The 23,357-nt window shown below is 70.9% G+C and carries 28 protein-coding genes; 10 read left to right on the top strand and 18 right to left on the bottom strand.

Annotated elements, in window-relative coordinates:
• Positions 1-75: 75 nt before the first annotated feature.
• Positions 76-732 (bottom strand): response regulator, encoded by a 657-nt coding sequence (locus DEI98_RS07820; RefSeq protein ID WP_111100409.1) that lies wholly within the window; start codon positions 730-732, stop codon positions 76-78.
• Positions 729-2,438, bottom strand: a complete 1,710-nt coding sequence (locus DEI98_RS07815) for a sensor histidine kinase (protein ID WP_111100408.1) — start codon at positions 2,436-2,438, stop codon at positions 729-731. Before DEI98_RS07815 ends, DEI98_RS07820 begins: the two co-directional genes overlap by 4 nt.
• Before the next feature lie 153 nt (positions 2,439-2,591).
• On the opposite strand from DEI98_RS07815, the gene DEI98_RS07810 reads away from it, so the two are divergent.
• Positions 2,592-4,088 (top strand): CitMHS family transporter, encoded by a 1,497-nt coding sequence (locus DEI98_RS07810; protein ID WP_111100407.1) that lies wholly within the window; start codon positions 2,592-2,594, stop codon positions 4,086-4,088.
• Positions 4,089-4,152: 64 nt separating this feature from the next.
• On the opposite strand, the gene DEI98_RS07805 is transcribed toward DEI98_RS07810, so the two are convergent.
• The 7 genes from DEI98_RS07805 to DEI98_RS07780 all read right to left on the bottom strand — a co-directional run bounded on the left by DEI98_RS07805 (position 4,153) and on the right by DEI98_RS07780 (position 9,747).
• Positions 4,153-5,226 (bottom strand): low specificity L-threonine aldolase, encoded by a 1,074-nt coding sequence (locus DEI98_RS07805; protein WP_071245082.1) that lies wholly within the window; start codon positions 5,224-5,226, stop codon positions 4,153-4,155.
• Between the two features lie 4 nt (positions 5,227-5,230).
• Complete coding sequence (locus DEI98_RS07800) at positions 5,231-5,914, bottom strand: SDR family NAD(P)-dependent oxidoreductase (RefSeq protein ID WP_258370774.1); 684 nt, start codon at positions 5,912-5,914, stop codon at positions 5,231-5,233.
• Positions 5,911-7,377 carry a DUF6421 family protein gene (locus DEI98_RS07795; RefSeq protein WP_111100406.1) on the bottom strand — a complete coding sequence of 489 codons (1,467 nt, stop codon included), beginning with the start codon at positions 7,375-7,377 and terminating at the stop codon, positions 5,911-5,913. Before DEI98_RS07795 ends, DEI98_RS07800 begins: the two co-directional genes overlap by 4 nt.
• Before the next feature lie 208 nt (positions 7,378-7,585).
• Complete coding sequence (locus DEI98_RS07790) at positions 7,586-7,903, bottom strand: hypothetical protein (protein ID WP_111100405.1); 318 nt, start codon at positions 7,901-7,903, stop codon at positions 7,586-7,588.
• The gene (locus tag DEI98_RS18625; RefSeq protein WP_181437977.1) at positions 7,900-8,055 is read right to left on the bottom strand and encodes a hypothetical protein; all 156 of its coding nucleotides are present in this window, start codon (positions 8,053-8,055) and stop codon (positions 7,900-7,902) included. Before DEI98_RS18625 ends, DEI98_RS07790 begins: the two co-directional genes overlap by 4 nt.
• 70 nt (positions 8,056-8,125) lie before the next feature.
• The gene (locus DEI98_RS07785) at positions 8,126-8,851 is read right to left on the bottom strand and encodes a hypothetical protein (RefSeq protein ID WP_111232872.1); all 726 of its coding nucleotides are present in this window, start codon (positions 8,849-8,851) and stop codon (positions 8,126-8,128) included.
• Positions 8,848-9,747: an ATP-binding cassette domain-containing protein gene (locus tag DEI98_RS07780; RefSeq protein ID WP_181437976.1), complete on the bottom strand. Its 900-nt coding sequence runs from the start codon at positions 9,745-9,747 to the stop codon at positions 8,848-8,850. Before DEI98_RS07780 ends, DEI98_RS07785 begins: the two co-directional genes overlap by 4 nt.
• Before the next feature lie 316 nt (positions 9,748-10,063).
• On the opposite strand from DEI98_RS07780, the gene DEI98_RS07775 reads away from it, so the two are divergent.
• Both DEI98_RS07775 and DEI98_RS07770 read left to right on the top strand, forming a co-directional pair.
• On the top strand, positions 10,064-10,513 hold the full coding sequence (locus tag DEI98_RS07775) for a hypothetical protein (protein WP_111100403.1): 450 nt from the start codon (positions 10,064-10,066) through the stop codon (positions 10,511-10,513).
• Between the two features lie 146 nt (positions 10,514-10,659).
• Positions 10,660-11,238, top strand: coding sequence for a TetR family transcriptional regulator (locus DEI98_RS07770; protein ID WP_111100402.1), 579 nt, complete (start codon positions 10,660-10,662; stop codon positions 11,236-11,238).
• Between the two features lie 82 nt (positions 11,239-11,320).
• On the opposite strand, the gene DEI98_RS07765 is transcribed toward DEI98_RS07770, so the two are convergent.
• Positions 11,321-11,965, bottom strand: a complete 645-nt coding sequence (locus DEI98_RS07765) for a GntR family transcriptional regulator (RefSeq protein ID WP_111100401.1) — start codon at positions 11,963-11,965, stop codon at positions 11,321-11,323.
• A gap of 97 nt (positions 11,966-12,062) precedes the next feature.
• Between DEI98_RS07765 and DEI98_RS07760 the strand changes: the two genes are divergently transcribed.
• The 4 genes from DEI98_RS07760 (at position 12,063) to DEI98_RS07745 (ending at position 15,155) form a co-directional block, all read left to right on the top strand.
• Positions 12,063-12,770 carry a DUF969 domain-containing protein gene (locus tag DEI98_RS07760; protein WP_027465970.1) on the top strand — a complete coding sequence of 236 codons (708 nt, stop codon included), beginning with the start codon at positions 12,063-12,065 and terminating at the stop codon, positions 12,768-12,770.
• Positions 12,767-13,861, top strand: a complete 1,095-nt coding sequence (locus tag DEI98_RS07755; protein ID WP_111100400.1) for a DUF979 domain-containing protein — start codon at positions 12,767-12,769, stop codon at positions 13,859-13,861. The genes DEI98_RS07760 and DEI98_RS07755 overlap by 4 nt, the downstream gene beginning before the upstream one ends.
• Positions 13,848-14,909 carry a DUF2891 domain-containing protein gene (locus DEI98_RS07750; RefSeq protein WP_258370773.1) on the top strand — a complete coding sequence of 354 codons (1,062 nt, stop codon included), beginning with the start codon at positions 13,848-13,850 and terminating at the stop codon, positions 14,907-14,909. The genes DEI98_RS07755 and DEI98_RS07750 overlap by 14 nt, the downstream gene beginning before the upstream one ends.
• A 63-nt stretch (positions 14,910-14,972) precedes the next feature.
• Positions 14,973-15,155 carry a hypothetical protein gene (locus tag DEI98_RS07745; protein WP_071405924.1) on the top strand — a complete coding sequence of 61 codons (183 nt, stop codon included), beginning with the start codon at positions 14,973-14,975 and terminating at the stop codon, positions 15,153-15,155.
• 69 nt (positions 15,156-15,224) lie between these two features.
• On the opposite strand, the gene DEI98_RS07740 is transcribed toward DEI98_RS07745, so the two are convergent.
• The 4 genes from DEI98_RS07740 to DEI98_RS07725 form a co-directional block, all read right to left on the bottom strand.
• Positions 15,225-15,527 carry a putative quinol monooxygenase gene (locus DEI98_RS07740; protein WP_071405925.1) on the bottom strand — a complete coding sequence of 101 codons (303 nt, stop codon included), beginning with the start codon at positions 15,525-15,527 and terminating at the stop codon, positions 15,225-15,227.
• A gap of 63 nt (positions 15,528-15,590) precedes the next feature.
• Entirely contained in the window at positions 15,591-16,475 is an 885-nt protein-coding gene (locus DEI98_RS07735) for a biotin-dependent carboxyltransferase family protein (protein ID WP_111100399.1), read from the bottom strand.
• Positions 16,472-17,104 (bottom strand): allophanate hydrolase subunit 1, encoded by a 633-nt coding sequence (locus DEI98_RS07730; RefSeq protein ID WP_111100398.1) that lies wholly within the window; start codon positions 17,102-17,104, stop codon positions 16,472-16,474. The genes DEI98_RS07735 and DEI98_RS07730 overlap by 4 nt, the downstream gene beginning before the upstream one ends.
• Positions 17,101-17,862 carry a LamB/YcsF family protein gene (locus DEI98_RS07725; RefSeq protein ID WP_111100397.1) on the bottom strand — a complete coding sequence of 254 codons (762 nt, stop codon included), beginning with the start codon at positions 17,860-17,862 and terminating at the stop codon, positions 17,101-17,103. Before DEI98_RS07725 ends, DEI98_RS07730 begins: the two co-directional genes overlap by 4 nt.
• A 161-nt stretch (positions 17,863-18,023) precedes the next feature.
• Between DEI98_RS07725 and DEI98_RS18620 the strand changes: the two genes are divergently transcribed.
• Positions 18,024-18,194 carry a hypothetical protein gene (locus DEI98_RS18620; RefSeq protein ID WP_181422642.1) on the top strand — a complete coding sequence of 57 codons (171 nt, stop codon included), beginning with the start codon at positions 18,024-18,026 and terminating at the stop codon, positions 18,192-18,194.
• Positions 18,195-18,409: 215 nt separating this feature from the next.
• A complete protein-coding gene (locus DEI98_RS07720) occupies positions 18,410-19,774 on the top strand; it encodes an MFS transporter (RefSeq protein ID WP_111100396.1) in 1,365 nt (454 codons plus the stop codon).
• A 119-nt stretch (positions 19,775-19,893) separates the two neighbouring features.
• On the opposite strand, the gene DEI98_RS07715 is transcribed toward DEI98_RS07720, so the two are convergent.
• Both DEI98_RS07715 and DEI98_RS07710 read right to left on the bottom strand, forming a co-directional pair.
• Positions 19,894-20,238 carry a hypothetical protein gene (locus DEI98_RS07715; protein ID WP_110864146.1) on the bottom strand — a complete coding sequence of 115 codons (345 nt, stop codon included), beginning with the start codon at positions 20,236-20,238 and terminating at the stop codon, positions 19,894-19,896.
• 146 nt (positions 20,239-20,384) lie between these two features.
• Positions 20,385-21,215 carry an alpha/beta hydrolase gene (locus DEI98_RS07710; RefSeq protein WP_111100395.1) on the bottom strand — a complete coding sequence of 277 codons (831 nt, stop codon included), beginning with the start codon at positions 21,213-21,215 and terminating at the stop codon, positions 20,385-20,387.
• A 133-nt stretch (positions 21,216-21,348) separates the two neighbouring features.
• Here DEI98_RS07710 and DEI98_RS07705 point away from each other — a divergent pair, with 133 nt between their 5' ends.
• Entirely contained in the window at positions 21,349-21,966 is a 618-nt protein-coding gene (locus DEI98_RS07705) for an LppP/LprE family lipoprotein (protein ID WP_111100394.1), read from the top strand.
• Here the strand turns inward: DEI98_RS07705 and DEI98_RS07700 are convergent.
• Both DEI98_RS07700 and DEI98_RS07695 read right to left on the bottom strand, forming a co-directional pair.
• A complete protein-coding gene (locus DEI98_RS07700; RefSeq protein ID WP_111100393.1) occupies positions 21,960-22,625 on the bottom strand; it encodes a hypothetical protein in 666 nt (221 codons plus the stop codon). The two genes, DEI98_RS07705 and DEI98_RS07700, sit on opposite strands and share 7 nt — an antisense overlap.
• Positions 22,622-23,353: a hypothetical protein gene (locus tag DEI98_RS07695; protein ID WP_111100392.1), complete on the bottom strand. Its 732-nt coding sequence runs from the start codon at positions 23,351-23,353 to the stop codon at positions 22,622-22,624. Before DEI98_RS07695 ends, DEI98_RS07700 begins: the two co-directional genes overlap by 4 nt.
• Between the last annotated feature and the right edge of the window lie 4 nt (positions 23,354-23,357).

The raw sequence follows: 23,357 nt of genomic DNA, 5'->3' as shown, positions 1-23,357 counted from the left end.
TGTGTGGCTGAGATCGGAGCGCGTCAGACCAAACCTGCCGGTATCCGGTGAAATACGCAAGGGCAGCAGGGCCCGTCACCGCCGCACGTACCGGTGCTCCGGCCGCCCCGCAGCCCCGTACCGCAACTGCATCGCCACCGTCCCGTCCGCCGTGAGCTGCGCCAGGTACCGCTGCGCCGTCGCCCGCGAGACCCCGATCGCCGCAGCCACCTCGGCGGCCGATCGTTCCTCACCGGCGACGAGCTGCTCGAGCACCAGCGCCGCCGTGGCCGCCCGGGACGGCGACGCCCCACCGCTGTCCCCGGCGTGCAGGATCCGGAACGCCCGCTCGACGGCCTCTTGATCGAGGGTCGACCGCTCGTCGAGCACGTTCCGCGACCGCGCGTACGCCTGCAGCCGCTCGGCCAGCACCCCGGCTGCGAAGGGCTTGATCAGGTAGGCGAGTGCCCCGCACCGCATCGCCCGCCGCACGGTGCCCGAGTCCGAGGCGGCGCTCAACACGAAGGCATCGGTGTCGATCGACCGCAGCAGGTCGAGCCCGCTGCCGTCGGGCAGGTACACGTCCACGAGCACCAGGTCCACGGTCCCACTCGACAGCGCGGAGCGGGCGGCCGCGAGGGTCCCGACGGGTTCGAGCGCCCGGAACCCCGGTACCTCGTCGACCTGCCGCCGGTGCAGGTCGGCGACGTGGAAGTCGTCGTCGACCACCAGCACGGTGAACACGGAACTCACGACACCACTCCTTCCAGTCGGGCGCAGAAGACCGCGCCGTGGTCGTCACCGCCGGGGGAGGCGAGCCACACGTCACCACCGTGCCGCCGGGCGATCTCCCGCGACAACGGCAGCCCGATCCCGAGCCCGTGCACCTGTGAGACGTCCTCCGACGCGGGAGCCGCCGCCGGACCGCGCACGAACAGCGAGTCCGCGGCATCGTCCGGCACCCCCGGCCCGGAGTCCATCACGGACAGGTGCAGGGTCGCGCCGTCGTCGAGCACCTCGACCTCCACCCACGGTGATCCGCCGTCCCTCGACTGCTCGTCCCCGGTGAGGGCCGCCGACACCGCGTTGTCGACCAGGTTGCCGAGCACGGTGGTCACGTCGCCCGGCTCGGTGATCGTCCCCTGCACGAGCGTCTCCGCCCCGATCCGCAGCAGCACGCCCCGCTCGGCGGCCTCGACACCCTTCGCCCCGAGGAACGCCTGCAGGTACGGCTCGGTCAACCGGTCGGCGTGCTGCACCGGGTAGCGCAGCGGCCCGCGCTCCTGCACGTCCGCCAGGTACGCGCGCGCCCGGGCGGTCTCGCCGATGTCGAGCAGCCCCGAGATCGCGTGCAGCCGGTTCGCGAACTCGTGGCGCTGTGCGCGGAGCGCCGTGCTCATCGCCCCGACGGCGTCGAGTCGCCGGGTCAGGGCCTCGACGTCGGTGCGGTCGCGCAGGACGGCGACCCGGCCCAGGTCGCGTCCGTCGCGGAACACCGTGCGGACGTCGACGAGCAGCACCCGGTGCCCGGCGACGATCGTGGCGCTCGCCGGAGCCGCGGTGGTCACGTCGAGCATCGACCCGAGCGGCGCGGGCAGGTCGAGCGATGCCACCGGACGGCCGACCGGATCGGCCAGCTCGAGCAGTCGCACGGCTTCGGGGTTGCAGACGGTGACGACCCCCGACGGGCCGATCGCGATGACGCCTTCGCCGACGCCGCCGAGCACGGCCTGCTGGTTCTGCACGAGCGTCACGAGCTCCTCCGGCTGCAGCCCGAGCGTCAGCCGCACCAGCCTGCGTCGGATCAGCACCGAGGCGATCACCGCGAGCAGGACCGCCGCCAGTCCGGCACCGATCACCGGCATGCTGTCCTCGACCAGGGTGTCGTAGACGCGTGCCCGGTTGAACCCGACGCTCACCTCGCCGACGACGGCGGACTGCCGGGAGGCGCGGCTCGTCTCCGCCCCGCCGGCCGCGGGCGCGGAGACGGGCACCTTCGCCCGCGCCGACTCACCGAGCGTGCCGCGTGCCCAGGACACGGTCTCGCGGCCCGCGAGTGCGGCGTCGGGGGAGGTGCTCACCATCTCGCCGATCCGGTCGGTGTCGGGGTGGGCCAGCCGGATGCCCCGGTCGTCGGTGACCACGACGAAGAGTGCCCCGGTCCTGCGCTGGGCTGCGAGTGCCGCTCGCTGGACGGGCCCGTCGGCGAGGGCCGCGGGGTCGAGGTCGGTGCCGTCGACGCTGAGCCGGGCGACCGCGGCCCGGACGTCGGACTGCGCGGCGACGCTCTGTGCGATCGCGAGTGCGGTCCCCTCGGCAGCGCGCTCCAGCCGGGTGACCTCGATCCGGACGAACACGGCACTGGTCAGGGCGACGACGGCGACCACCACGGCGAGCTGCAGCACGAGCACCTCGGTGGCGAAGCGGAGCCTGGGGCGCCGTGAACGGTCGTCGGTCACGACCCCAGCGTACGGAGGGCGAGCCGACCTGCCTGCGCACAATGCGCAGAAAGCGGTCAACGCGCGATGGTGCGCCAATGTGCAGAAGCGCGCCGCGCCTCCAGGCCGGGTCGTAGCGTGCCCGGACTGCCAGACACGGACGAAGGAGTCCTGATGCTCGTCATCCTCGGGTACGCGATGGTCGTGACCTTCATGGTCCTGATCATGACCAAGCGCATGTCGCCCATGCTCGCGCTGATCATCGTGCCGACCGTGTTCGGACTGTTCGCGGGGGCGGGTCTGGGACTCGGCGACATGGTGACCGAGGCGATCGGCACGCTGGCGCCGACGGCCGCGCTCCTGATGTTCGCGATCATGTACTTCGGGCTGATGATCGACGTCGGCCTGTTCGACCCGCTCGTCCGGTTCATCCTGCGGGTGACCGGCAACGACCCGGCGAAGATCGTGCTCGGCACTGCTCTGCTGGCCGGTGCGGTCTCGCTCGACGGGGACGGCTCGACGACGTTCATCGTGGTCACGGCGGCGATGCTGCCGATCTACCTGAAGCTCGGCATGAGCCCGGTCGTGATGACGTGCGTGGCGGGTCTGACGAACGGCACGCTCAACATCGTGCCGTGGGGCGGTCCCACCGCCCGTGCCGCCGCCGCGCTGAAGATCGACCCGACGGACATCTTCGTGCCCCTCGTGCCGTCGCTCGTGGTGGGGCTGCTGCTGTGCTTCACGTTCGCGTGGACGATGGGCCTGCGGGAGCGGAAGCGGCTCGGGCTGATCGAGTTCACCGAGGCCTCGCGGGGTGCACGGGTGCCGGAGCGGGCGAACGCCCGGGCCGGGTCACGGGTGCTCGCGGCGGTCGGCGGGACCGGCGGCGGCATGTTCACGAGCCCCACGGTCGCGCTCGGACTGCGCGGTGGGAAGGCGGACGGCCGGCGTGCGGACGGCGAAGGTGTGGACGGCGCGGGTGCGGGCGACGAGGGCGGCACGGGGACCGGCACCATGGCCGAGACGATGCTCGACCCGAACCGTCCGACCCTGCGACCGAAGCGGATCTGGTTCAACCTGGCGCTGACCGTCGCCGTGATGGTGGCGCTTGTGATGGGCCTGCTGCCGCTGCACTTCGTGTTCATGATCGGCACGGCGATCGCCCTGCTCGTGAACTTCCCGCAGCTCAAGCAGCAGACCGCGCAGATCGTCGCGCACGCCCCGAGCATCGTCGGTGTCGTGTCGATGGTGTTCGCCGCCGGGGTGCTGATCGGGGTGCTCGACGGCACCGGGATGGTCGCGGCGATGGCCGACTGGCTCGTCGCGGTGATCCCGGACTCGATGGGCCCGTACCTGGCGGGCATCACCGGTGTGCTGAGCATGCCGCTGACGTTCTTCATGAGCAACGACGCGTTCTACTTCGGGATTCTGCCGGTGCTGTCGGAGAGCGCCGCGGCGTACGGGATCACGCCGGCCGAGATGGCGCGGGCCTCGGTCGTCGGGCAGCCGGTGCACATGCAGAGCCCGCTGGTCCCCGCGATCCTGCTGCTGGTGTCGCTGGCCAACGTGAACCTCGGCGACCACCACCGGAAGGTGCTGTGGCGGGCCGCCGTGGTCGCGATGGCGATGCTCGTGGTGGCGATCGTGGTGCGGGTCATCCCGTTCGGGTGAACCGACCGCCGGTGCCGACTCGGCGCGCGCCCGACCGGTGCGCGCCGGACCGGACGGTGCCGGCTCAGGCGGCGTCGAGCTCCCGCGTCAGCGCCGCGACGAAGTCGTCGATGTCCTGCTCCGAGGTGTCGTACGCACACATCCACCGCACCTCGTTGCGGCTGGCGTCCCAGTCGTAGAACCGGAAGTGCTTCCGCAGCCGGTCGGCCACCCCGGCGGGCAGGGTCGCGAAGACGCCGTTCGCCTGGGTCTGCTGGCTGAAGCCGACGCCCCGGATGCTGCCGTCGGCGATGCCGGCCTCCAGCGCACCGCGGAGTCGGGCGGCCATGGCGTTGGCGTGCCCGGCGGAGCGCAGGTACAGGTCGTCGCTGAGCAGGGCGATGAGCTGGGCGGAGACGAACCGCATCTTCGACGAGAGCTGCATGTTCATCTTGCGCAGGTAGTGCAGCCCCTCGGACGCCGAGGGGTTCAGCACGACGATCGCCTCGCCGTAGAGCATGCCGTTCTTCGTGCCGCCGAAGCTCAGCACGTCGACACCGGCGTCGGTGGTGAAGTCGCGCAGGGGCACCCCGAGGGACGCCGCGGCGTTCGAGATGCGGGCGCCGTCCATGTGCAGCTTCATGCCGAGGGAGTGGACGTGGTCGGCGATCGTCCGGACCTCGTCCACCGTGTAGGCGGTGCCGAGCTCGGTGGTCTGCGTGATCGACACGACGAGCGGCTGGGCGCGGTGCTCGTCGCCCCAGCCCCAGGCCTCGCGGTCGATGAGCTCGGGCGTCAGCTTGCCGTCGGGTGCCTCGACCGGCAGGAGCTTGATGCCGGCGACGCGCTCGGGCGCTCCGGCTTCGTCGGTGTGGATGTGCGCGGTCGCGGTGCACACGACCGCTCCCCACCGCGGCAGCATCGACTGCAGGCCGACGACGTTCGCGCCGGTGCCGTTGAACACCGGGAACGCCTCGGCCTGCGACCCGAAGTGCTCGCGGATCACCTCGTTGAGACGTGCGGTGTAGACGTCCTCGCCGTAGGCGATCTGGTGGCCGTCGTTGGCCGCGGCGATGGCGGCGAGGATCTCGGGGTGGACGCCGGCGTAGTTGTCCGAGGCGAAGCCCCGCAGGTCCAGGTCGTGCAGTCGGAGGGTCACGCGTTCATCCTAGGTTCGAGGGATCAGGCGCCGTGAGCGGGATGCGGGCACCGTTGACGTCGGCCGGTGGGACGTCCCAGAGCCGGACGACCTCGGTGCCGAGCCGCTCCTCGAGGCCGGACAGTGCACCGACGACGAACACGGCGGCCGCGGCGGTCTCCGGTGCCTCCTTCCGGAACCCCTGCGCGACGGCCCGGACCCAGGCGTCGGACGCGGCCTTCGCCGACGCGTAGTTCGCGGCGCCGGCGGTGGGGGAGTCGACCGCGGTGGACGACACGAACGCGAGCCGCCCGGCGGGGGACGCCACCAGGTCGTCGTGGAAGACCCGGGTCGTGTTCCGCAGGGTCCGGAAGGCGCGGTCGAAGAAGTCCCAGTCCGCGTCGGACTGGCCGACGATGCTGCCACCGCCGCGCCACCCGCCGACCAGGTGGACCAGTCCGTCGACGCGGCCGGCGTCCGCGTGGACGTCGTCGGCCAACGCGGTGACCGCACCGAGGTCCGACAGGTCGCACGTGCGCGTCGTGACGCCCGGGACGGACGCGCGCAGCGCCTCCAGGGCGTCGGGTCTGGTGCCGACCGCGACGACGGCCGCACCGGCGGCGGTGAGTGCGCGCGCGACGGCCGCGCCGCTGGCACTGGTTGCACCGGCGATCAGCACCAGGCGACCGGCCACCGAGCGGTCGGTCACGCGGCGGCCTCGCCGGCGAGCTCGGCGTCCGTGGTGCCGGTGATGCCGGCCGTGGACGCGATGACGGTCGCCATCTTCTTGTCGAGGGCCTCGTAGAACATCGACAGCGGGAACTCGTCGTCGAGCACCGCATCGGTGTAGCCGCGCGGCGGTCCGGCGAGCGTCTCGTCGGGCAGGCCACGCGCCCACTTCGACGCCGGGTGCGGCGTGAGCGTGCGGGTCAGCATCTCGTACGCGGCGAGCCAGTGCGCCGACTTCGGCCGGTCGATCGAGCGCCGGTAGAGCTCGTTGATCTCGTCGCTCAGGGCGATGATCACGTCCGGCATCTCGGGCCAGTCGATCGTGAGCTGCGTGTCCGTCCAGTGCAGGACGCCGTGCTGGTGCATCCAGGCGAACAGCAGCTGGCCGCCGAGTCCGTCGTAGTTGCGGACGCGGCTGCCGGTGATCGCGAAGCGGAAGATGCGGTCGAAGACGACCGCGTACTGCACCAGGCGCGCGTGGTCACGGATGGCGCGCTGCGCGTCCTGGAGGCCCGTGTCGGGTCCGGCGGACAGCTCGCGTTCCAGACGCACGGACTCGCGGAACGCGGTCAGGTCGCAGCGGAGTTCCTCGAGCGAGTAGAGGAAGAACGGCATCCGCTGCTTGATCATGAACGGGTCGAAGGGCAGGTCCCCGCGCATGTGCGAACGGTCGTGGATGATGTCCCACATCACGAAGACCCGCTCGGTCAGCTGCTGGTCGTCGAGCATCGCAGCGGCCTCGGCCGGCAGCTCGAGCTTGGTGACGTCGGCGGCGGCACGGACGACCCGGCGGTAGCGGGCAGCCTCGCGGTCCTGGAAGATCGCGCCCCACGTGAAGGCGGGGATCGAGCGCATCGCGACGGTCTCGGGGAACAGCACCGCCGAGTTCGTGTCGTAGCCCGGGGTGAAGTCGACGAATCGCAGCGCGACGAACAACGCGTTGCCGTGGTCGCCGGCCTCGAGCTCGGCGATGAACTCCGGCCAGATGACCTCGACCAGGACCGCCTCGACGAACCGCGAGGTGCTGCCGTTCTGCGTGACCATCGGGAACACGACCAGGTGGCCGAGCCCGTCGACGCGGTGCTGCTGCGGCTGGAACGCCGTGAGGGAGTCGAGGAAGTCGGGGACCCCGAAGCCCTGCTCCTGCCAGCGTGCGAAGTCGAGCTGCAGCACCTGCAGGAAGGCGGCGTCGTGCGGGAAGTGGGGCGCCAGCTCGGCGATGGCCGGCACGATCACCGCGACGTGACCGGCGGCAGCGGCGTGGTCGGACGGTTCGGGGACGGAGCCGTCCCGCGTCTGCAGGGCCTGCAGGGCGACGACTGCACGCTTGAGCCGGAGCCAGGCGGGGTGGGCGGCGATCTCGCGCACGGACAGGTGGTCCTCGACGACCTCGGGCTCTCCGACGATGGCGTCCTGCGAGGTCTTCTGGACGAACTGGGACATGTCGAACCTCCCGTCACTGGGGTCGGCCGCGGAACTGCGGACGAGTGGTGCGCGTTACCGGATCGTCTCGAGCCTAGGGAAGTTCGGGGGACGCAAAGTTGCCCATCTGCGGTGGAATCGTGCGTCGTCGTGGTGCTCGCGCGGGGATCCGACTGCGGCGCGCACGGAACCGTCGCCGGTCCTGCGTGGGCGGTCAGCGTGGACGGAGTCAGCGGCGCCGGGCGGGTCGCCCGGAGCTGTTGTCTCCACGGGCCTCCGAGTCGATGCGCTCACGCTTGGTGACGGCATCGATCGCTTCGCTCACCGTCGAGTCCGGATGCGTCTCACGCCAACTCCGCACCTGTGCCGGGTCTGGTGCGCACCCCGGGGGGATCGGGGTACTCCCGACGATGCTCGGAGCGAAGGCGGCGTACGTGATCGTCGCGAGCGCGGCCAAACACGCGTAGAGCAGATCGAGCGAGAGCCAGGCGCCGACCGTCGACACGATCCCGAAGAGGACGATGAAGGCCGGCGCCCGACGCCTCATCGGAAGCACCCTCGCTTCACTGCCGCGATGCCGAGGAGCTCAGCCCCCAGCGCAGCCGCAGCCCCGCCGAGGGCTCGGATCTTCTCCCAGCTGAAGGACGCGCCCCACATGATCCGGACTGCCTTCGTGACACCGCCGAGTGAGTTGATCAAACGCTTGATCCTCACTTCTTTGAGTCTCTTTTCCTGGGTGTTGGCCCGGTGTGGGCCGCCGGGAGATGCATCACCGCGGTTCTGCGCGGAGCTGTCGGAACCACCCGAGCGCGAGTGGAATCGCGGTCCAAACGACGAACGACGTCATTGCGGGGCCGACGCCGACGCGGGTTTCCGAGGCGATCGTCCAGTCAAGACCAGGCGCCGCGAGCCACGACGCGAAGGCGTATGGATTCAGCCAGTTGAGGAGGGCTGGTGTGAACGCGAGGCCGATCGTGAGGAACAACGGACCGAACACAGCGATGACGAGTGCGGGCGCTGTTCGTAGCACCAGGCCCGCCACAGCCGTCGCGGTGAGCGTCGCGGCGATGGTCGTCGCGAGCATCTCCCAGAACTGCCGGAGTACCGCGATGTCGAAGACAGAAGCGGCTGAGGTGGGCCGTGTGACGGCGAAGACCACGGCAGCGAGGAGATGGATGACGACGAGCGTCGAGACGCCGAGGATCAAGACCGCGACGTAGCGGGCGCCGAGGATCCGCTGGCGTCGTGGCGTGATCGAGAACGTCGTCAACGCCGCACGCGTGGTCCATTCGGCCGTGAACGCCATGACAGCCAGGAGACCCATGAGCAGGGGAAGAGCCACGCTGAGTCCCGCCACGAAAGCGACGAACGTCTTCGTTTCCCACCCGATAAGGAAGGACAGCACCACTCCGCTGACAGCTGCGACTGCGAATGCCCATCGGGGGCCGCGTGTGTCGAGAGCGCGTCGCATCTCGACGAGCACCAAACGGATCACGCCATCCTCCCCTCGTACTCCGTGGCGGTGAGGGATGCCAGGTACGCGTCGAGCCGGATGTCCTCGCTCCTGAGCTCGAGGAGCGCGATTCGTGCATCCCGCGCAGCACGACCGACCTCCTCTGGTGCAAGGTCCACGAGCAAGCCTGCTCCCGTGGGGAAGGGGTGGCTGCCGACGCGTCGGAGTGCCTGCTCAAAGCGCGGAAGATCTTCAGCGACGACGAAGGTGCGTCCGGCTTGTGTCCGAAGATCATCGAGTCGGGTTTCATCCACGATCCGTCCGCGGGAGATCACGACCAGGCGGTCGGCGGTCCGTTCCACTGCCGCGAGTTGATGAGTGGAGACGAGGACTGTTCCTCCCTGCTCCGCGAAGTGGAGCAGCAGGTTGTCGAGCCAACGCATTCCTTCGGGATCCAGGCCGTTGGACGGTTCGTCCAGCACGAGGGCACGCGGGTGCCCGAGTAGCGCGTGCGCCAAACCGAGTCGCTGACGCATGCCAAGGGAGAGTTTCCCGACTCGTCTGGCGGCAACCTCTGACAGGCCAACCATCTCGAGACACTGATCGACCCTTCGGAAGGGCTCGCCGATCGTGAAAGCTGTGAGCCGAAGAGTCTCGCGGACGGATCGACCTGGGTGGAAGGCTGACGCGTCCAGCAGGCAACCGAGGAAGCGGGCCGGATCGGAGAGCTGTTGGAGTTCCTGCCCGTTCACGAACGCGGCTCCGACATCGGCTCGGGTGATTCCGGTGAGGATCTTCAAGGCGGTGGACTTGCCGGCGCCGTTCGGCCCACAGAACGCTGTGATCGTCCCCTCGGGACAGGAGAAGGAGACGTCATCGAGCGCGATGCGTTTGCCGTAGGTCTTACCGACCCGACGGAGTTCGATCGGATCGGTCACGACATCAGCTGATCGAGCAGAAGTGCTGCCCCGATCGCTCCGACGCAGACCAAGAAGGCGGCTGGTGCCACCTTGCTCCTCGGTTCGACGATTCCAGCAAAGCCCGCTGCGCTGAGGCCGGCCGCTCCGGCCGCCACCGAGAGCGGCCACCCGGCGGCAACGAGGACGACACAGGTGGCCCCGAGCAGGACGGCCATCGCTGCGAGTCCAGCGCTGAGCAGTGGTCGTAAACGAGATTTCCTTGCAGCCACAACCCCTCCTTACGTTGGGGCTTCGAAGGGGTGGTGCAGCCACCACCCCTTCGAAGCTGGGTCAGTTGAAGTACTTCCAGATGTCCCAGGCCGTGATGAGCGTGCTGATCGTCCCTACGGCAGCCTTGATCGCGGGCCACGCAGTGCGCTGGAAGGTTGCGAACGACTTCTTGACACCGTCCGAGAGCTTCTTCCACAGTGCGGGGACCTTCTTCAACGCATTGATCGCAGTGCGGATGAGCGATATCCAGCTCCGCTCGGTCTCGCCGACACGATCGGATGACCCCGCCGGTGCTGCGGTGTTGGAGAGGGGCCGCGCCCAAGCGGGGGCACCGGTCGCGGCCGCGCTGCGAGTGGTTGTCGGGCCGTGGGTCGGTGCGCTGCTCGACGCGGAGACCGGCGTCGATGCCGGGGCCACCGCAGCCGTCGCGGGCACGGATGTGCCGAGGACAGCTGCTGCCGTGACGCAGGCTACGACTCCTGTCGACGCTGCCCAGCTCCGCCGCTTGCGCTGATACATGATTGCTCCTTCGCGATCCGTATGTGCCGGTCCTGGTCGACCGGCACGCTGTACGGGCAGCACGCTACCAACGTTTCACCTGCTGATGTGCAAAGTTTTGGTATATGACGAACACGCTCATCGATCGGTACGGTGGTCGCTATGGCCCGATTCACGCCCCCAGCCGCTGACGCGATGCGCGCCCGGCTCCTGCTCGCCGCGCGGGACGAGTTCGCCGCGGTCGGACTGGCCGCCGGCAGGGTCGAACGGATCGGTGCCGCGGCGTCGAGCAACAAGGCGCAGGTCTTCCACTACTTCGGCAGCAAGGAGGGGCTGTTCGACGCCCTCGTCGCGGAGACCGTGACCGAGACGTTCGCCGAGGCTCCACTCGACACCGCCGACCTCGCCGCCTGGGCCGGCCGGGTGCACGACTCGTACGTCCGTCGCCCCTGGGCCCAGCGGCTCGCGACCTGGCACCGGCTGGAGCGTGCCGACGTCCCGCTCGAGTCCGTCGCGACCAGCTACGCCGACGCGGTGGCCGAGGTCGAGCACGCCCAGCGCGCCGGGGTCCTGCCGCGGGCGTTCCGTCCGGCGGTGCTCCTCGGGCTCGTCCTGCACGCCGCTGCGTTCTGGAGCGCGACCGCTCCGGAGTACGAGCCGCTGGTGCAGGCCGTGACGCCGCCGCGGCGTCGCCAGGTCGTGGTCGACGCGGTCACGGCCCTGCTCGGCGGGAAGTCCTGACCGAGCGATCCGCGGGCGCCAGCGTGAGCGCGCTCGGATTGCGCGTGCGGGGCAGAGCCGCACCGGGCCTCCTGGCCGTCCCTCAGTCGGCTGCGCCGGCGGCGACCCGCAGCGTCCGCTCCGCGTCGTCGAGGTAGTCGGCGAGCAGCGCCGAGGCGGCGTCCTGGTCGCCACCGCGCAACGCGGACACGATCGCGTCGTTGCGTTCGACGAAGTCGGCGTGGAACGAGGCCGGGTCCGCGGTGGTCAGGAAGGCGAGCCGCATCTCGGCGAGCAGGCCGTCCATCAGGGCGTGGATCCGCTCGCTCGGCACCGCGCGCACGAGCTCGGCGTGGAACCGGATGTCGGCGGTGCCGACCGCGCCCCAGTCGCCCGCGGACGCTGCTGTCCGGGCGTCGGCGACCGCTGCGGCGGCCTCGGCGAGTGCCGGTGCGTCGGGGGTGCAGGCGCGGACGGCTGCCTCTTCGAGCACCCGCCGAGCCGCGTAGAGATCGGTGACGTCGGCGGCGGAGAGCCGGCGGACGAAGACCCCGCGGTTGAACACGTGCTCGACCAGACGGTCGCGGGCGAGCAGTCGGAAGGCCTCGCGCAGGGTGTTCCGTGAGACCCCGAGCTGGTCGCTCAACCGTTCCTCGGACAGCTGCGCCCCGGGGGAGAACCCACCCGACGCGATCATGGTGCGCAACCGCGTGGCCGTGGAGTCAGCGCCGCCGACGGTTCGGGTCATGGCACCGATCCTGGCACGGGTGGCGTTTGTGAAGGGCGTGTTACAGAGCAGAACCGGCTCTTGCGATTGTTGAACAATGCGGTCCAGACTGTCCCGCATGTTCGTCCTCATCGGCGTCGCCGTCGTCATCGTCGGCTTCGCATTGCGCATCAATGCGCTCCTCGTCGTCACGGTCGCGGGCATCGTGACCGCGGCCATCGGCGGGATCGGTCCCGTCGGCATCCTCGACGCGTTCGGCAACGGGTTCGCCTCGAGCCGATCCGTCACGACCTTCGCGCTCGTCCTGCCCGTCATCGGCCTGATCGAGCGCTACGGCCTGCAGGACCAGGCGAAGCGCCTGATCGCGAAGCTCGACAAGCTGACGACGGGTCGTCTGCTCGCCGGGTACCTGGTGATCCGGCAGGTCACCGCGGCGGTCGGCCTGACCAGCATCGGTGGCCCGGCGCAGACCGTGCGCCCGCTGGTGTACCCGATGGCCGAGGGTGCGGCGACCAAGAAGTACGGGCGCATCGACGACCGCATGCGCGAGAAGATCAAGGGCTACTCGGCCTCGTCCGACACCGTCGGCGTGTTCTTCGGCGAGGACGTCTTCGTCGCCGTCGGCTCGATCCTGCTCATCACGACGTTCGTCGACTCGACCTACGGGCTGTCGCTCGAACCGATCGACCTGGCCCTGTGGGCGATCCCGACGGGCATCGCGGCGCTCATCGTGCACGGTGGACGCCTGCTGCTGTTCGACCGTCGACTCGACAAGATGGCGGCGGACGCCCGTGCCGACGCCCCGACCCTGGGGGCAGCAGCGTGATCACCAGCGAATGGCTCTACTGGCTCATCGGCGCGTTCTTCATCGCCGTCGCCGTCCTGATCGTCACCGACACCGCGCACGCGAAGCGCCTGGGCAACGCGGCGTTCTGGGGCATCCTCGGGCTGTCGTTCTTCTACGGCACCTTCGTCGCCGCCGGCACCGTGCCGGCCTGGACGCTCGGTATCGCCGTCCTCGTGATGGTCGCGCTCGCCGGACTCGGCTTCACCGGCACGACGAGCCGCACCCGGGTCGCGAGCATCCCCGGCGCGGGCACGGGTGCCGAGACCGGCCCCGCCGAACCCACCGGCGTGACGCAGGAGATCACGAACGCCGGCAGCGGCAGCGGCAGCGGCAGCACGAGTGTGCTCGCCACCACCAGCCCGGACGAGCGCGCCGCGTTCGCGACGAAGTACGGCAACCGGCTCTTCATCCCGGCCCTCGTGGTGCCGGTGGTCGCCGTGCTGGTCGCCACGCTCGGCCCGCTCGTCTCGTTCGGCGGCGAACCTCTCCTCGCCGAGGGCAGTGCGACCCTGACCGGTCTGGGCATCGGTTCGGTGCTCGCCGTGGTCGTGGCCGTGTTCGTCCTGCGCCCGCCGAAGATCGCCACCCCGATCCGCGAGGGCGGTCGCCTGCTGCAGGCGATCGGCTGGGCGGCGCTGCTGCCGCAGATGCTCTCGACGCTCGGCATCGTCTTCACGCAGGCGGGGGTCGGTGACGCTGTCGGCACGATCATCAAGTCGGTCCTGCCCGACGGCTCGCTGCTCGCCGCCGTGGTCATCTACTGCCTGGGCATGGCCCTGTTCACCATCATCATGGGCAACGCCTTCGCCGCCTTCCCGATCATGACGGCCGCGATCGGCTGGCCCGTCCTGGTGCAGGGCTTCGACGGCAACCCCGCCGCGATCTTCGCGATCGGCATGCTCGCCGGCTTCTGCGGCACGCTCGTCACCCCGATGGCCGCGAACTTCAACCTCGTGCCGGCCGCGTTGCTCGAGATGCGGGACAAGTACGGCCCGATCAAGGCGCAGATCCCCACCGCCGCCATCCTGCTCGTCGTCAACATGGGAGTCATGTACCTTGTCGCATTCTGATGCCGCCCCGATCGACCTGACCCGGGCCGCGTGGGCCGACCGCTTCGCGGCCGTCGCCGCGGACAACACGACCCGCGAGTACCCGTACGCCGCGCACCACGCGACGTCCGGGCCGGACGACCGGGCTCTGCCCGTCGAGCTCCACCCCGCCTTCGCCACGTCGTACGACTGGCACTCGTCGGTGCACATGCACTGGCTCGCGGCGCGCCTGGTCGCGCACGGCCTGCCCACCGACCTGGAGGCCCGGCTCACCGCGATCCTGCAGGCGCACCTCACGACGGATCACCTCGCGACCGAGGCGGCCTACCTGCGCGAGACGCCGCACTACGAGCGCCCCTACGGCTGGGCCTGGCTCGCCCGGCTCGCCGCAGAGGTCTCGGCATCCGAGGCGCCCGCCGTCCGGGCACTGGCACCGGGGTTCGCACCCGTCGTCGACGTCCTCGAAGACCTGGTCGTCCGGTGGATCGACGGCGCCGCGCACCCGGTCCGGCACGGCGTGCACTCGAACTCCGCGTTCGGACTGCTGCTCGTGCTCGAGGCCGCCCGGTCGCTCGACCGTCCGGCCCTGGCGGCAGCGGTCGAGGGGGCTGCGAAGGACTGGTTCGGCGCGGACGCCGGGTGGCCGTTCGCCTGGGAGCGGAGCGGGCACGACTTCCTGTCCGCGGGCCTGGCCGAAGCCGACCTGATGCGGGCGGTGCTGCCCGCCCCGGAGTTCGCCACGTGGGCGCGCGGCTTCTTCGCCGCGGTGCAGCCGGGTGACGCGATCCTGCGGTCGACGGTGGTCCGGGACGAGAACGACCCGCAGCAGGTGCACCTGTTCGGGCTCGACCTGTCGCGGGCAGGCTCGGCCCGGCGCATCGCGGACGCACTCCGCGCTGGCGGCCCGGACGATTCCGGCACCGGCATCGCCGATCTGCTCGACGACGCGGCCGATCGGCTGCTCGCCTCGGGTCTCGCGGCGAGCGTGGGCGAGGAGTACTACTCCACCCACTGGCTGGCGAGCTTCGCCTGGGACGCCATGGAGGCCCGGGAGCGCGCCGCCCGCTGATCGTTCGTCGGGAGCGCTGATCGTCTGCGGACACGTCGAGGATCCGGAGGTAGCTTCGGGGCCATGAGCGATCCGAAGGACGACGAGAACCTCGACGACTTCCGCGAGGCGCAGGAGACCGACTACGAACCGGAGCCGACCGTGCTCGACCCCGACGACCTGCCGGTGGTCGACGACGCGGACGACGAACTGCTCCCCGACGACGACCGACCGGTGCCGCTCGACACCGACGACGACACGATCTGAGCGATCGCGCCGTCGTCGTACCGCGGCACCGGCGTCGGCGTCGGCGTCAGCTTCGGTGTCGGCGCCCGCTCAGTCGAGCGGGAGAGTCCGCGCGAAGGTGCGGGTGACCGGAGTCGCGGCGAGGAACGGTGCCATCGCCGGAGCGCCCTCGGGTGTCGCGCGCCAGGCCACGTAGGTGTCGTGGTCCTCGGGGGTCGTCCACGACTCGACGACGACCATGCGTGCCGGGTCCTCGTCGTCGACCAGGACCTCGAGCGACTCCAGGCCGTGGAACGACGCGGTCTGTTCGAGCGTCTCGCGGATCGCACCCTGGAGTGCGTCTTCGGGGGCGTCGCTCTGGAACTGGACCTCGAGCAGGACGGTCATCGACATGGGAAACCTTTCGTCAGCGGTGTCCAAGCCAACCCCTGACCCCCTGCGCTTGTTCCGGGTCGGTCAGCCGACGATGCGGAACCGGAGCGGATCGCCCGGACGGAGCTGCGCAGCGAGGTCGATCGACGACGGTGTCAGGACGGCGACGACCGGGTAGCCGCCAGTCACCGGGTGGTCGGCGAGGAACAGCACGGGGAAGCCCTCGGGCGGCACCTGCAGTGACCCGGTCTCGACGCCCTCGCTCGGCAGTTCGCGTGCCACGGAGCGGGCGAGCGGCGTCTCGGCCGTGGTGCGGACCCCCACGCGGTCGCTGTCCGCACTGACGGAGAAGTCCTGGCCGGTCAGGGTCGTGCGCCACTCCGGGGTGAACCAGTCGTCGCGCGGTCCGGGCACCACGTCGAGCACGACCGGCTCGTCGGGCCACCGCGGCTCGGGCTGCGGCACCGCGTCGACGATCGGCCACGACACCCGCGCGTCACCGACGGGCAGGACGTCACCGGCCGACAGTGGCGGCGGTCCGAGGCGCGCGAGGGAGTCCCACGAGCGGCTGCCGAGCACCGGGTCGACCGCGAAGCCCCCGAGGACCGCGACGTAGGTGCGGAGGCCCACGGTCGCGGTGCCGATCCGGAGCGTGTCGCCCGGGGCCAGCAGCAGCACCTCGTGCGAGGCGGCACCGCGGACCGATCCGTCCGCCCGCTCGACCTCGACGGGGCAGGCCGCGCCGGCGGTGGCCGCGACCACGTACGCGTCGGCGCGGAGCGTGACGGAGCCGAGCAGGGCCTCCAGGACGGCCGCGTCGGGACGGTTGCCGACCAGTCTGTTGGCGAGTGCCGCGGAGCCACGGTCGGCGGCTCCGGCCGCGCCGAGGCCCATGTCGCTGAAGCCCGGGCGCCCGAGGTCCTGCGTGGTCGCACCGTAGCCGACCTGCACGACGGTCAGCGCGGTCATGCCGCACCCGCCACGACGAAACGGACGAGCGTGCCGGCGGGCGCGAGTGCCGGAGGCGTGCGCTCGAGGGACCACATCGGCACGTCGGTGCGGCCGATGAGCTGCCAGCCGCCGGGCGATGTCCGCGGGTAGACGGCGCTGAACTCGCCTGCCAACGCGATGGCTCCGCTGGGGACGGCCGTGCGGGCGGTGCTGCGACGGGGCAGGTCGAGCGGCCGATCGCTGCCGGTGAGGTAGCTGAAGCCGGGTGCGAAGCCGCAGAACGCGCTCGTCCAGAGCTGCCCGGTGTGCCACGCCACGAGCTCGTCCCGCGGCATGCCGGTCAGTTCGGTGACGGTGTCGAGGTCCTCACCGTCGTAGGTGACTGGGATGACGAGTGGCTCGGAGTCGTGCGCTTCGAGCGAGGCATTGACCGGGACGACCTGCTTGAGTTCCGCGCGGAGCCGCCCGGGGTCCGTCGTCGTCCGGTCGAACCGGAGCAGCAGCGTCCGGGCGCCGGAGACGACCTCGGTCAGCCCCGGCAGGGTGGCCTGTGCGAGCCCGGCGCGGAAGGCGACGATGTCGGCGAGGGACCCGAACGTGGCGAGCAGTGCGGTGCCGCCAGCGGAGCGGAACTCCGGACCAGTCACGGTACGAACGGCGCGATCGTCACGCCGTGCTCGGTCAGCAGCGCTCGGATGGCCCGGGCCATCGCGACCGCGTCGGGGGAGTCACCGTGCACGCAGACGGAGTCGGCACGCACGGCGATCTCGGACCCGTCGACGGCGGTCGCGACACCGTCGGTGACCATGCGGAGCACCCGGGCCGCGACCTCGTCCGGGTCGTGCAGCACCGACCCCGGCTGCTTCCGCGACACCAGCGAGCCGTCGGGTTCGTAGGCGCGATCGGCGAAGGACTCGCGCACCGCGCGGAGCCCATGCCGCTCGGCTGCCAGCAGCAGTTCCGACCCGGGCAGCGCCAGCACGGCGAGGGACGGGTCGACCTCGGTCACGGCGCGGACGACGGCCTCGGCCTGCACCGGGTCGGCGCAGGCCGTGTTGTACAGGGCGCCGTGCGGCTTGACGTAGGTGACGGCCGTGCCGGCGACGTGCGCGGTGGCGGCCATCGCGCCGAGCTGGTGGACGACGTCGGCGTACAGCTCGTCGGGGGTGACGTGCACGGGTCGGCGGCCGAAGCCGATCAGGTCGCGGTAGGCCACGTGCGCGCCGATCGCCACACCACGCTCGGCGGCGGCGCGGGCGGTGGCGAGCATGATCGTCGGGTCGCCGGCGTGGAACCCGCAGGCGACGTTGGCGCTCGAGACGACGTCGAGCATCGCGGCGTCATCGCCCATGGCCCAGGCGCCGAAGCCCTCGCCCAGGTCGCTGTTCAGGTCGATCGTCGTCACGGGTGCTCCCTGTCCTCGCGGGTTGTTGAACAATCTAGCGAGTGCGCCGGTCCGTGTCACCTGTGCCGGACGGCTCGTTCCGAGGGGCGGCACGTACTGTCCGAGTCCTCAGCAACACCGGGGGCAGCGCCTCCGGATCGACCACTCCACTGGAGCAGATCATGACCGACAGCGACAACACCCACGGCACCCCGGCGAACGACCCGGAGGGCACCGAGAAGCCGGGCGGCCTCGGCGACGACAACACCATCCCCAACAACCCCGACGGCCTCGCCGCCGGTCACGCGGGTGACGACTCGCACTTCAACCCGGAAGAGGACGGCGAGCAGTAGGCGCTCCGTCCGGCCTGCGGGTCGATGCAGAACGACACCGTCGTTGTCCTCGACAGCGGCGGTGTCGTTCTGCGTCTGCACCCCTCCGTCGGCACCCGACGAAACAAGCGCGACAAAACCTTCCGGCAGGTGGTTTCCGGTGCTACAGTCCCGATCACCTAGCAGCACTAGGGATTCAGTGGGCGCCGAAGCCCCCTGTGACTCAAGGAGGAGTCATGTCGACACCGACGTCGAAGGAAGAACCCACGCGGGGCATCGCCGGGACCGCGTCCCCAGCGGTCACCGCAGCCGCCGGAGCCACCGCCACGGACGCCGCTGCGTCCCGGGCGTTCTCGGTCGAGGGCATCACGCAGTCCGTCAGCACCGTCCGGGTGGGTCGGGGGTACCTCTGGGGCCTCAGCTTCGCCCAGTTCGGCCTGTTCGTCGCCCTGCTCACCCCCGTCTTCGTGAGCATGTCGATCAAGGCGACGGAGCTGAACCCGACGAGCCCCGAGACCGTCGTCGGCTCGGTCCTGCCGTTCGGCGCGCTCGGCGCCCTGTTCGCCAACCCCCTGTTCGGCGCGCTCTCCGACCGCACCCGCACGCGGTGGGGCCGTCGACGCCCCTGGATGGTCGGCGGTGTCGTCGTCTTCGTCGGTTCCCTCGCCTGGCTCGCGTTCTCGCCCGACGTGCTCCAGCTCACCCTGGCCTGGGTGCTGGCGCAGGTCTCCGCCAACGCCGTCCTGTCCACGCTGACGGCGAGCTTCGCCGACAACGTGCCGGAGTTCCAGCGCGGCAAGGCGTCGAGCGTCATCGCCCTGGCGCAGAACATCGCGATCCTGGCCGGGCTCTACCTGGCCGTGTACCTGGTCGGCAACCTGCCGGTCCTGTTCATCGCACCGGGCGTCCTGGCGATCGTCGCGGTCCTCATCTACTCGTTCGTCGCCCGCGACGACCTGCCGACGACGCCGGTCAAGCCCTTCAGCTGGGTCAACCTGATCAACTCGTTCTGGACGAACCCGATCAAGCACCGAGACTTCGGGCTCGCCTGGTGGGGCCGTTTCCTCATCACCTTCGGCACGTTCATGTTCACGACGTACCGACTCCTCTACATGCAGGACCGCATCGGGCTCCCGCAGGGCGAAGCGGTCGGGGTCGTCGCGTTCGGCGTGCTCCTGTACACGATCGCCCTGCTCGTCAGTGCGGCCGTCTCCGGCTGGGTGTCCGACCGGATCCAGCGTCGCAAGGTCTTCGTCTGGGGTTCGACGGCCATGACCGCCGTCGGCCTGGTGATCCTGGCCCACGTCGACAGTGTCGGCGGGTTCTACTTCGCCGAGATCGTCCTCGGTTTCGCCTTCGGCATCTACGCCGCCATCGACACCGCCCTGGTCGTCGACGTGCTGCCCGACCCGGAGCGCCCCGGCAAGGACCTCGGCGTCATCAACATCGCGAACGCCCTGCCGCAGTCACTCGCCCCCGCCGTCGGTCTGTTCCTGCTCGGCATCGGTGGCGGCCAGAACTACACGCTCATGCTCTGGGGTGCCGGCGTCGCCGTCATCCTCGGCGCCCTGGTGATCCTGCCCATCAAGTCGGTCCGCTGACCGACGCGACCGCCTGGAGGCGCGACCCGCGTCCGCGACGCACGCCGCGCCTCCAGGCGGTCACCTGCACCGCACGTGGCCGCTTCAGCGGGCGCCGTGCCGGGCAGGGATGGCTCGGCTCAGAGCTGCGGTGTGCGCCTGCCGAACAGCGCGTCGAGGAACCGCGAGAACCGCGACTCCGGCTCGTGGGGCGTCTCGATCGAGCGGGTCGGCGAACGGAACGCCAGGTCGTGCAGCATGTTCCGCTTCGACCCGTCCCAGTTGGCGAACAGGTAGGTCCCGCCGATGAAGGACATGCTCCGGACCGGCGTGCGCTTCCACGAGTCGGCAGCCACGTAGTAGCCCGCGTGGCCGGCGCGGATGTGCTGGATCACGGTGTCCACGTCGATGACACCGGTCGGTGTCACGACGGCGGTGATGCCCGTGCGGTCGCGGGCGACGTACTCGATGAGGTGTTCGGTCACGATGGAACTCTTCGTCACGGTGGTGAGACGCCACGGCAGGGAGCGTGGCGAAGGGGATTCGGAACCGCCGTTGCTTCCGTTTCCAGAGTACGTCCGCCGCGGGCGTGCCGTCCCCGGATGTCCGCCGTTCGCAGATGGATGAGCGTTCAGCGGATGGGGGTCCGGTCGGCCCAGTCCATGATGCGTTCGATCGTGTCGTCGAAGTCCCGCGTGCCGGGGCGGTTGAGGAACGCGTGACGGCTGCCCGGCAGGACGTGTCGTTCGACCTCGATGCCCGCGGCCTCGAGCTCGTCCGCGGAGCGCTCGCTCGAGGCGCGCATCACGTCCCGCTCGGCGTCGATCAGCAGGGTGCGGGGGAACCCGCCGAGGTCGTCGGACGCCGGGTAGACCGCAGTGGGGCGGCCGCCCGCGTAGGCCCGGTTGCTCAGGTCGAGCAGCAGCGGCGCGTGCGTGAGCCGCCGGTGCCCTCGGACGAGTCGCTGCAGCGCCCGGTCACGGGGGAGCCGGGCGTGGAAGAACCCGTAGGTCAGCACGAGGCCGACCAGCGGCGGGGCGGTCGCGACCGCGGATGCCGCCAAGCACGCACCGGCGCTCGCCCCGCCGAGCAGCAGCCCGGACGGTGCCTCGTGGTGCAGGTGGTGGAGGACGGCGACGATCTCGTCCCGCGCGTGGGGTGCCCGTCGTCGCCCACGTGGTCCACCCCGGCCGAGCCACGGCAGTCCGGGCAGCGGTCCGAGGCGGTAGTCGACGGTCACGACCGGCAGCCCGCGCTCGGCGAGCTCCCGTGCGACGGCGTCGGACTCCGGCAGGTCGAGGTCGCCCCGGAAGAACCCGCCGCCGTGCACCCAGACCAGGGTCGGGGGTCCCACGCTGGCGCTCTGGTTCAACGGTCGGTACCGCCGGACGGGGACCGGTCCGTGTGGGCCGTCGATCCGTTCATCGGCGACCTCGATCGTGTCCTGCTGCTTCCCCCGCATGGGAGCAGTGTCGCAGGACGCGGGCGGGAGCCGGGCTCGCGGCGCTTGAACAGGCGTACTTTCGGAGCGTCGCGAGGGACACGGCCCGGTAACGATGCGGGCGACCGCCCGGCCGGGCAGGCAGCGTGGAGGCATGCGCCTGACGAGAGCCGCCCTGATCCTGACCACTGCGACCCTGGCCGCGCTGCTGACGGGGTGTTCCAGCGCGGACGGAGCGGACGGCGGTGCGGCGACTCCGACCGTGACCGAGACCGTCACTGCCTCGCCCTCCGCCCCCGCGAGCTTGCCGACGCCGACGCCGACGCCGACACCGACACCGACGCCCACCCCCACCCCGACGTGTGGCCCGTCGAGCGGTGCCGCGGCTGCGGCCGAGGGCATCGCGGCCCTGCCGCTGCCCGCCGGCCTCGAGGATGCGAAGTGGGACGCCGCGAACGCCGACTACTCCGGCTACGACGCCTGCGCGCCGCTGTCCTGGTCCGTGGTCGCGCCCGAGTTCGGCACGGCAGGATCCCCGTACGCGATCCTGCTGTTCCACGAAGGCCGGTACCTCGGCACGGCCACTGCCCAGCAGTACGCCTTCGAGCCGACCGTCGAACGACAGAGCGACTCGGCCGTCACGGTGACCTACCGGTTCGCCAAGGCCGGCGAGCCGAACGCAGCGCCCTCCGGCCGCACCACGGCCACCTTCACCTGGAACGACGAGACCGGCCGCGTCGAGATGACGGGGGACACCCCGCCCGCTCAGTGACGGTCGGCTGACGCCGAGGCCACGCCGAGCTCCCGCTGCAGTGTGCGGAGGACACGTACGAGGGTGTCGAGCTTGTCCGGTCCGGCCTCGAACCCACGTCCGAGGGCAGACCGCGGCTGCACGACCACGTCGTCACCGTCGGCCGTGGTGATCCAGACGCCGAAGTCGGCACGCTGGCCGCGGGATTCCCTCGTCGCGACGGAGAACCGTCGGATGCGCGCCCACGGCAGGTCGAACACCGGCGCGTCCCGTGACGGTGCCCACGCGTGCAGGCCGAACTCGTCGACGGTCCAGACCTCGGGGCGGGGCTTCGGGAAGTCGTCGGAGGTGCGCAGGCCGGACGTCAGCACGGGCAGGCGGAACCGGGGTGCCCGCCCCGCTCCGATGCGCGCGAGCGTCCGGCGGTCGCCTCGCCCGGCGGACAGCGTCGACACGGCCAGCAGCACCCCGAACCCCGCGACCACGATCGGCCACAGCACGAACGACCCCTGCGTCCGGGCACTGTCGATGCCCCGCAGGAAGTCCGGGAACGCGAACTCGGCGACGAGCGCGGCGACCCCCACTGCCGTGGTGACGACCGCCGCGAGCAGCACCGGCCCCCGCTTCGGCATCTCCCCGTCGCGCAGCCGCTGCACCCACGGCTCGTCCGCCGGGGTCATCGCTCGGTCCGTGTCCGACCAGGACGCCCGGCGTCCGGCTGGGACCCGAGTTCCCGGCGCAGCGACCGGAGCACCTGCATCACGATGTGGATCTTCGTCGCGCTGGCACCGAAGGGCCGTCCGATCGCTGGCCGCGGCTGCACGGTGAAGCGCCCGACGTCCTCGGTGATGATCCAGATGCCGGTGTCCACCCGCTGCCCGCGGACCTCTGCCGAGGCGAGTTCGAGCGAGTGGACTGCACTCCACGCCAGGTCGAACACCGGAGTCTCCCGCTCCGGCGACCACGCGTGCAGCCCAGCGGCGTCGACCGTCCACATCTCGGGTCTCGGCTCGGGGAAGTCGTCGAGGGTGTACTCGCCCCTCCGCACGACCGGCAGGTGGAAGCGCGGCGTCGTACCGTGCCGACGGATGCTCGCGAGGATCCGTCGGTCACTCCGGCCGCGCATCCGCGAGAGGACGGCTGCGACGGGGCCGAGCACGAGCAGGATCACGGAGAACAGCGGCACGGCGAACGGACGGCGTGCATCCGAGTGCAGAAAGGCGTCGAGGTGCGTGATCGAGAACACGACCCCGGTGCCACCGGCCACGGTCACGATCGCCAAGCCGATCAAGAACGGCCACCGCTTCGGCATCTCCCCGTCGCGCAGCCGCTGCACCCACCGTTCCCCCGCGTACTCCACCGTGCCATCCTGCCCGTCACGGCCACGGATCGTCCGCGAGCGCGACATGCTG

The organism is Curtobacterium sp. MCLR17_034, from assembly GCF_003234485.1.
GTDB lineage: Bacteria > Actinomycetota > Actinomycetes > Actinomycetales > Microbacteriaceae > Curtobacterium > Curtobacterium flaccumfaciens.
This window is presented reverse-complemented; position numbering and strand designations above follow the sequence as displayed.

Excerpts from the sequence above, each read along its gene's own strand:
- DEI98_RS07810 (WP_111100407.1), top strand. The coding sequence starts at position 2,592 with ATGCTCGTCATCCTCGGGTACGCGATGGTCGTGACCTTCATGGTCCTG.
- DEI98_RS07795 (WP_111100406.1), bottom strand. The coding sequence starts at position 7,377 with ATGTCCCAGTTCGTCCAGAAGACCTCGCAGGACGCCATCGTCGGAGAG.
- DEI98_RS07790 (WP_111100405.1), bottom strand. The coding sequence starts at position 7,903 with ATGAGGCGTCGGGCGCCGGCCTTCATCGTCCTCTTCGGGATCGTGTCG.
- DEI98_RS07770 (WP_111100402.1), top strand. The coding sequence starts at position 10,660 with ATGGCCCGATTCACGCCCCCAGCCGCTGACGCGATGCGCGCCCGGCTC.
- DEI98_RS07765 (WP_111100401.1), bottom strand. The coding sequence starts at position 11,965 with ATGACCCGAACCGTCGGCGGCGCTGACTCCACGGCCACGCGGTTGCGC.
- DEI98_RS07760 (WP_027465970.1), top strand. The coding sequence starts at position 12,063 with ATGTTCGTCCTCATCGGCGTCGCCGTCGTCATCGTCGGCTTCGCATTG.
- DEI98_RS07745 (WP_071405924.1), top strand. The coding sequence starts at position 14,973 with ATGAGCGATCCGAAGGACGACGAGAACCTCGACGACTTCCGCGAGGCG.
- DEI98_RS07740 (WP_071405925.1), bottom strand. The coding sequence starts at position 15,527 with ATGTCGATGACCGTCCTGCTCGAGGTCCAGTTCCAGAGCGACGCCCCC.
- DEI98_RS07735 (WP_111100399.1), bottom strand. The coding sequence starts at position 16,475 with ATGACCGCGCTGACCGTCGTGCAGGTCGGCTACGGTGCGACCACGCAG.
- DEI98_RS18620 (WP_181422642.1), top strand. The coding sequence starts at position 18,024 with ATGACCGACAGCGACAACACCCACGGCACCCCGGCGAACGACCCGGAG.
- DEI98_RS07720 (WP_111100396.1), top strand. The coding sequence starts at position 18,410 with ATGTCGACACCGACGTCGAAGGAAGAACCCACGCGGGGCATCGCCGGG.
- DEI98_RS07710 (WP_111100395.1), bottom strand. The coding sequence starts at position 21,215 with ATGCGGGGGAAGCAGCAGGACACGATCGAGGTCGCCGATGAACGGATC.
- DEI98_RS07705 (WP_111100394.1), top strand. The coding sequence starts at position 21,349 with ATGCGCCTGACGAGAGCCGCCCTGATCCTGACCACTGCGACCCTGGCC.
- DEI98_RS07700 (WP_111100393.1), bottom strand. The coding sequence starts at position 22,625 with ATGACCCCGGCGGACGAGCCGTGGGTGCAGCGGCTGCGCGACGGGGAG.
- DEI98_RS07695 (WP_111100392.1), bottom strand. The coding sequence starts at position 23,353 with ATGTCGCGCTCGCGGACGATCCGTGGCCGTGACGGGCAGGATGGCACG.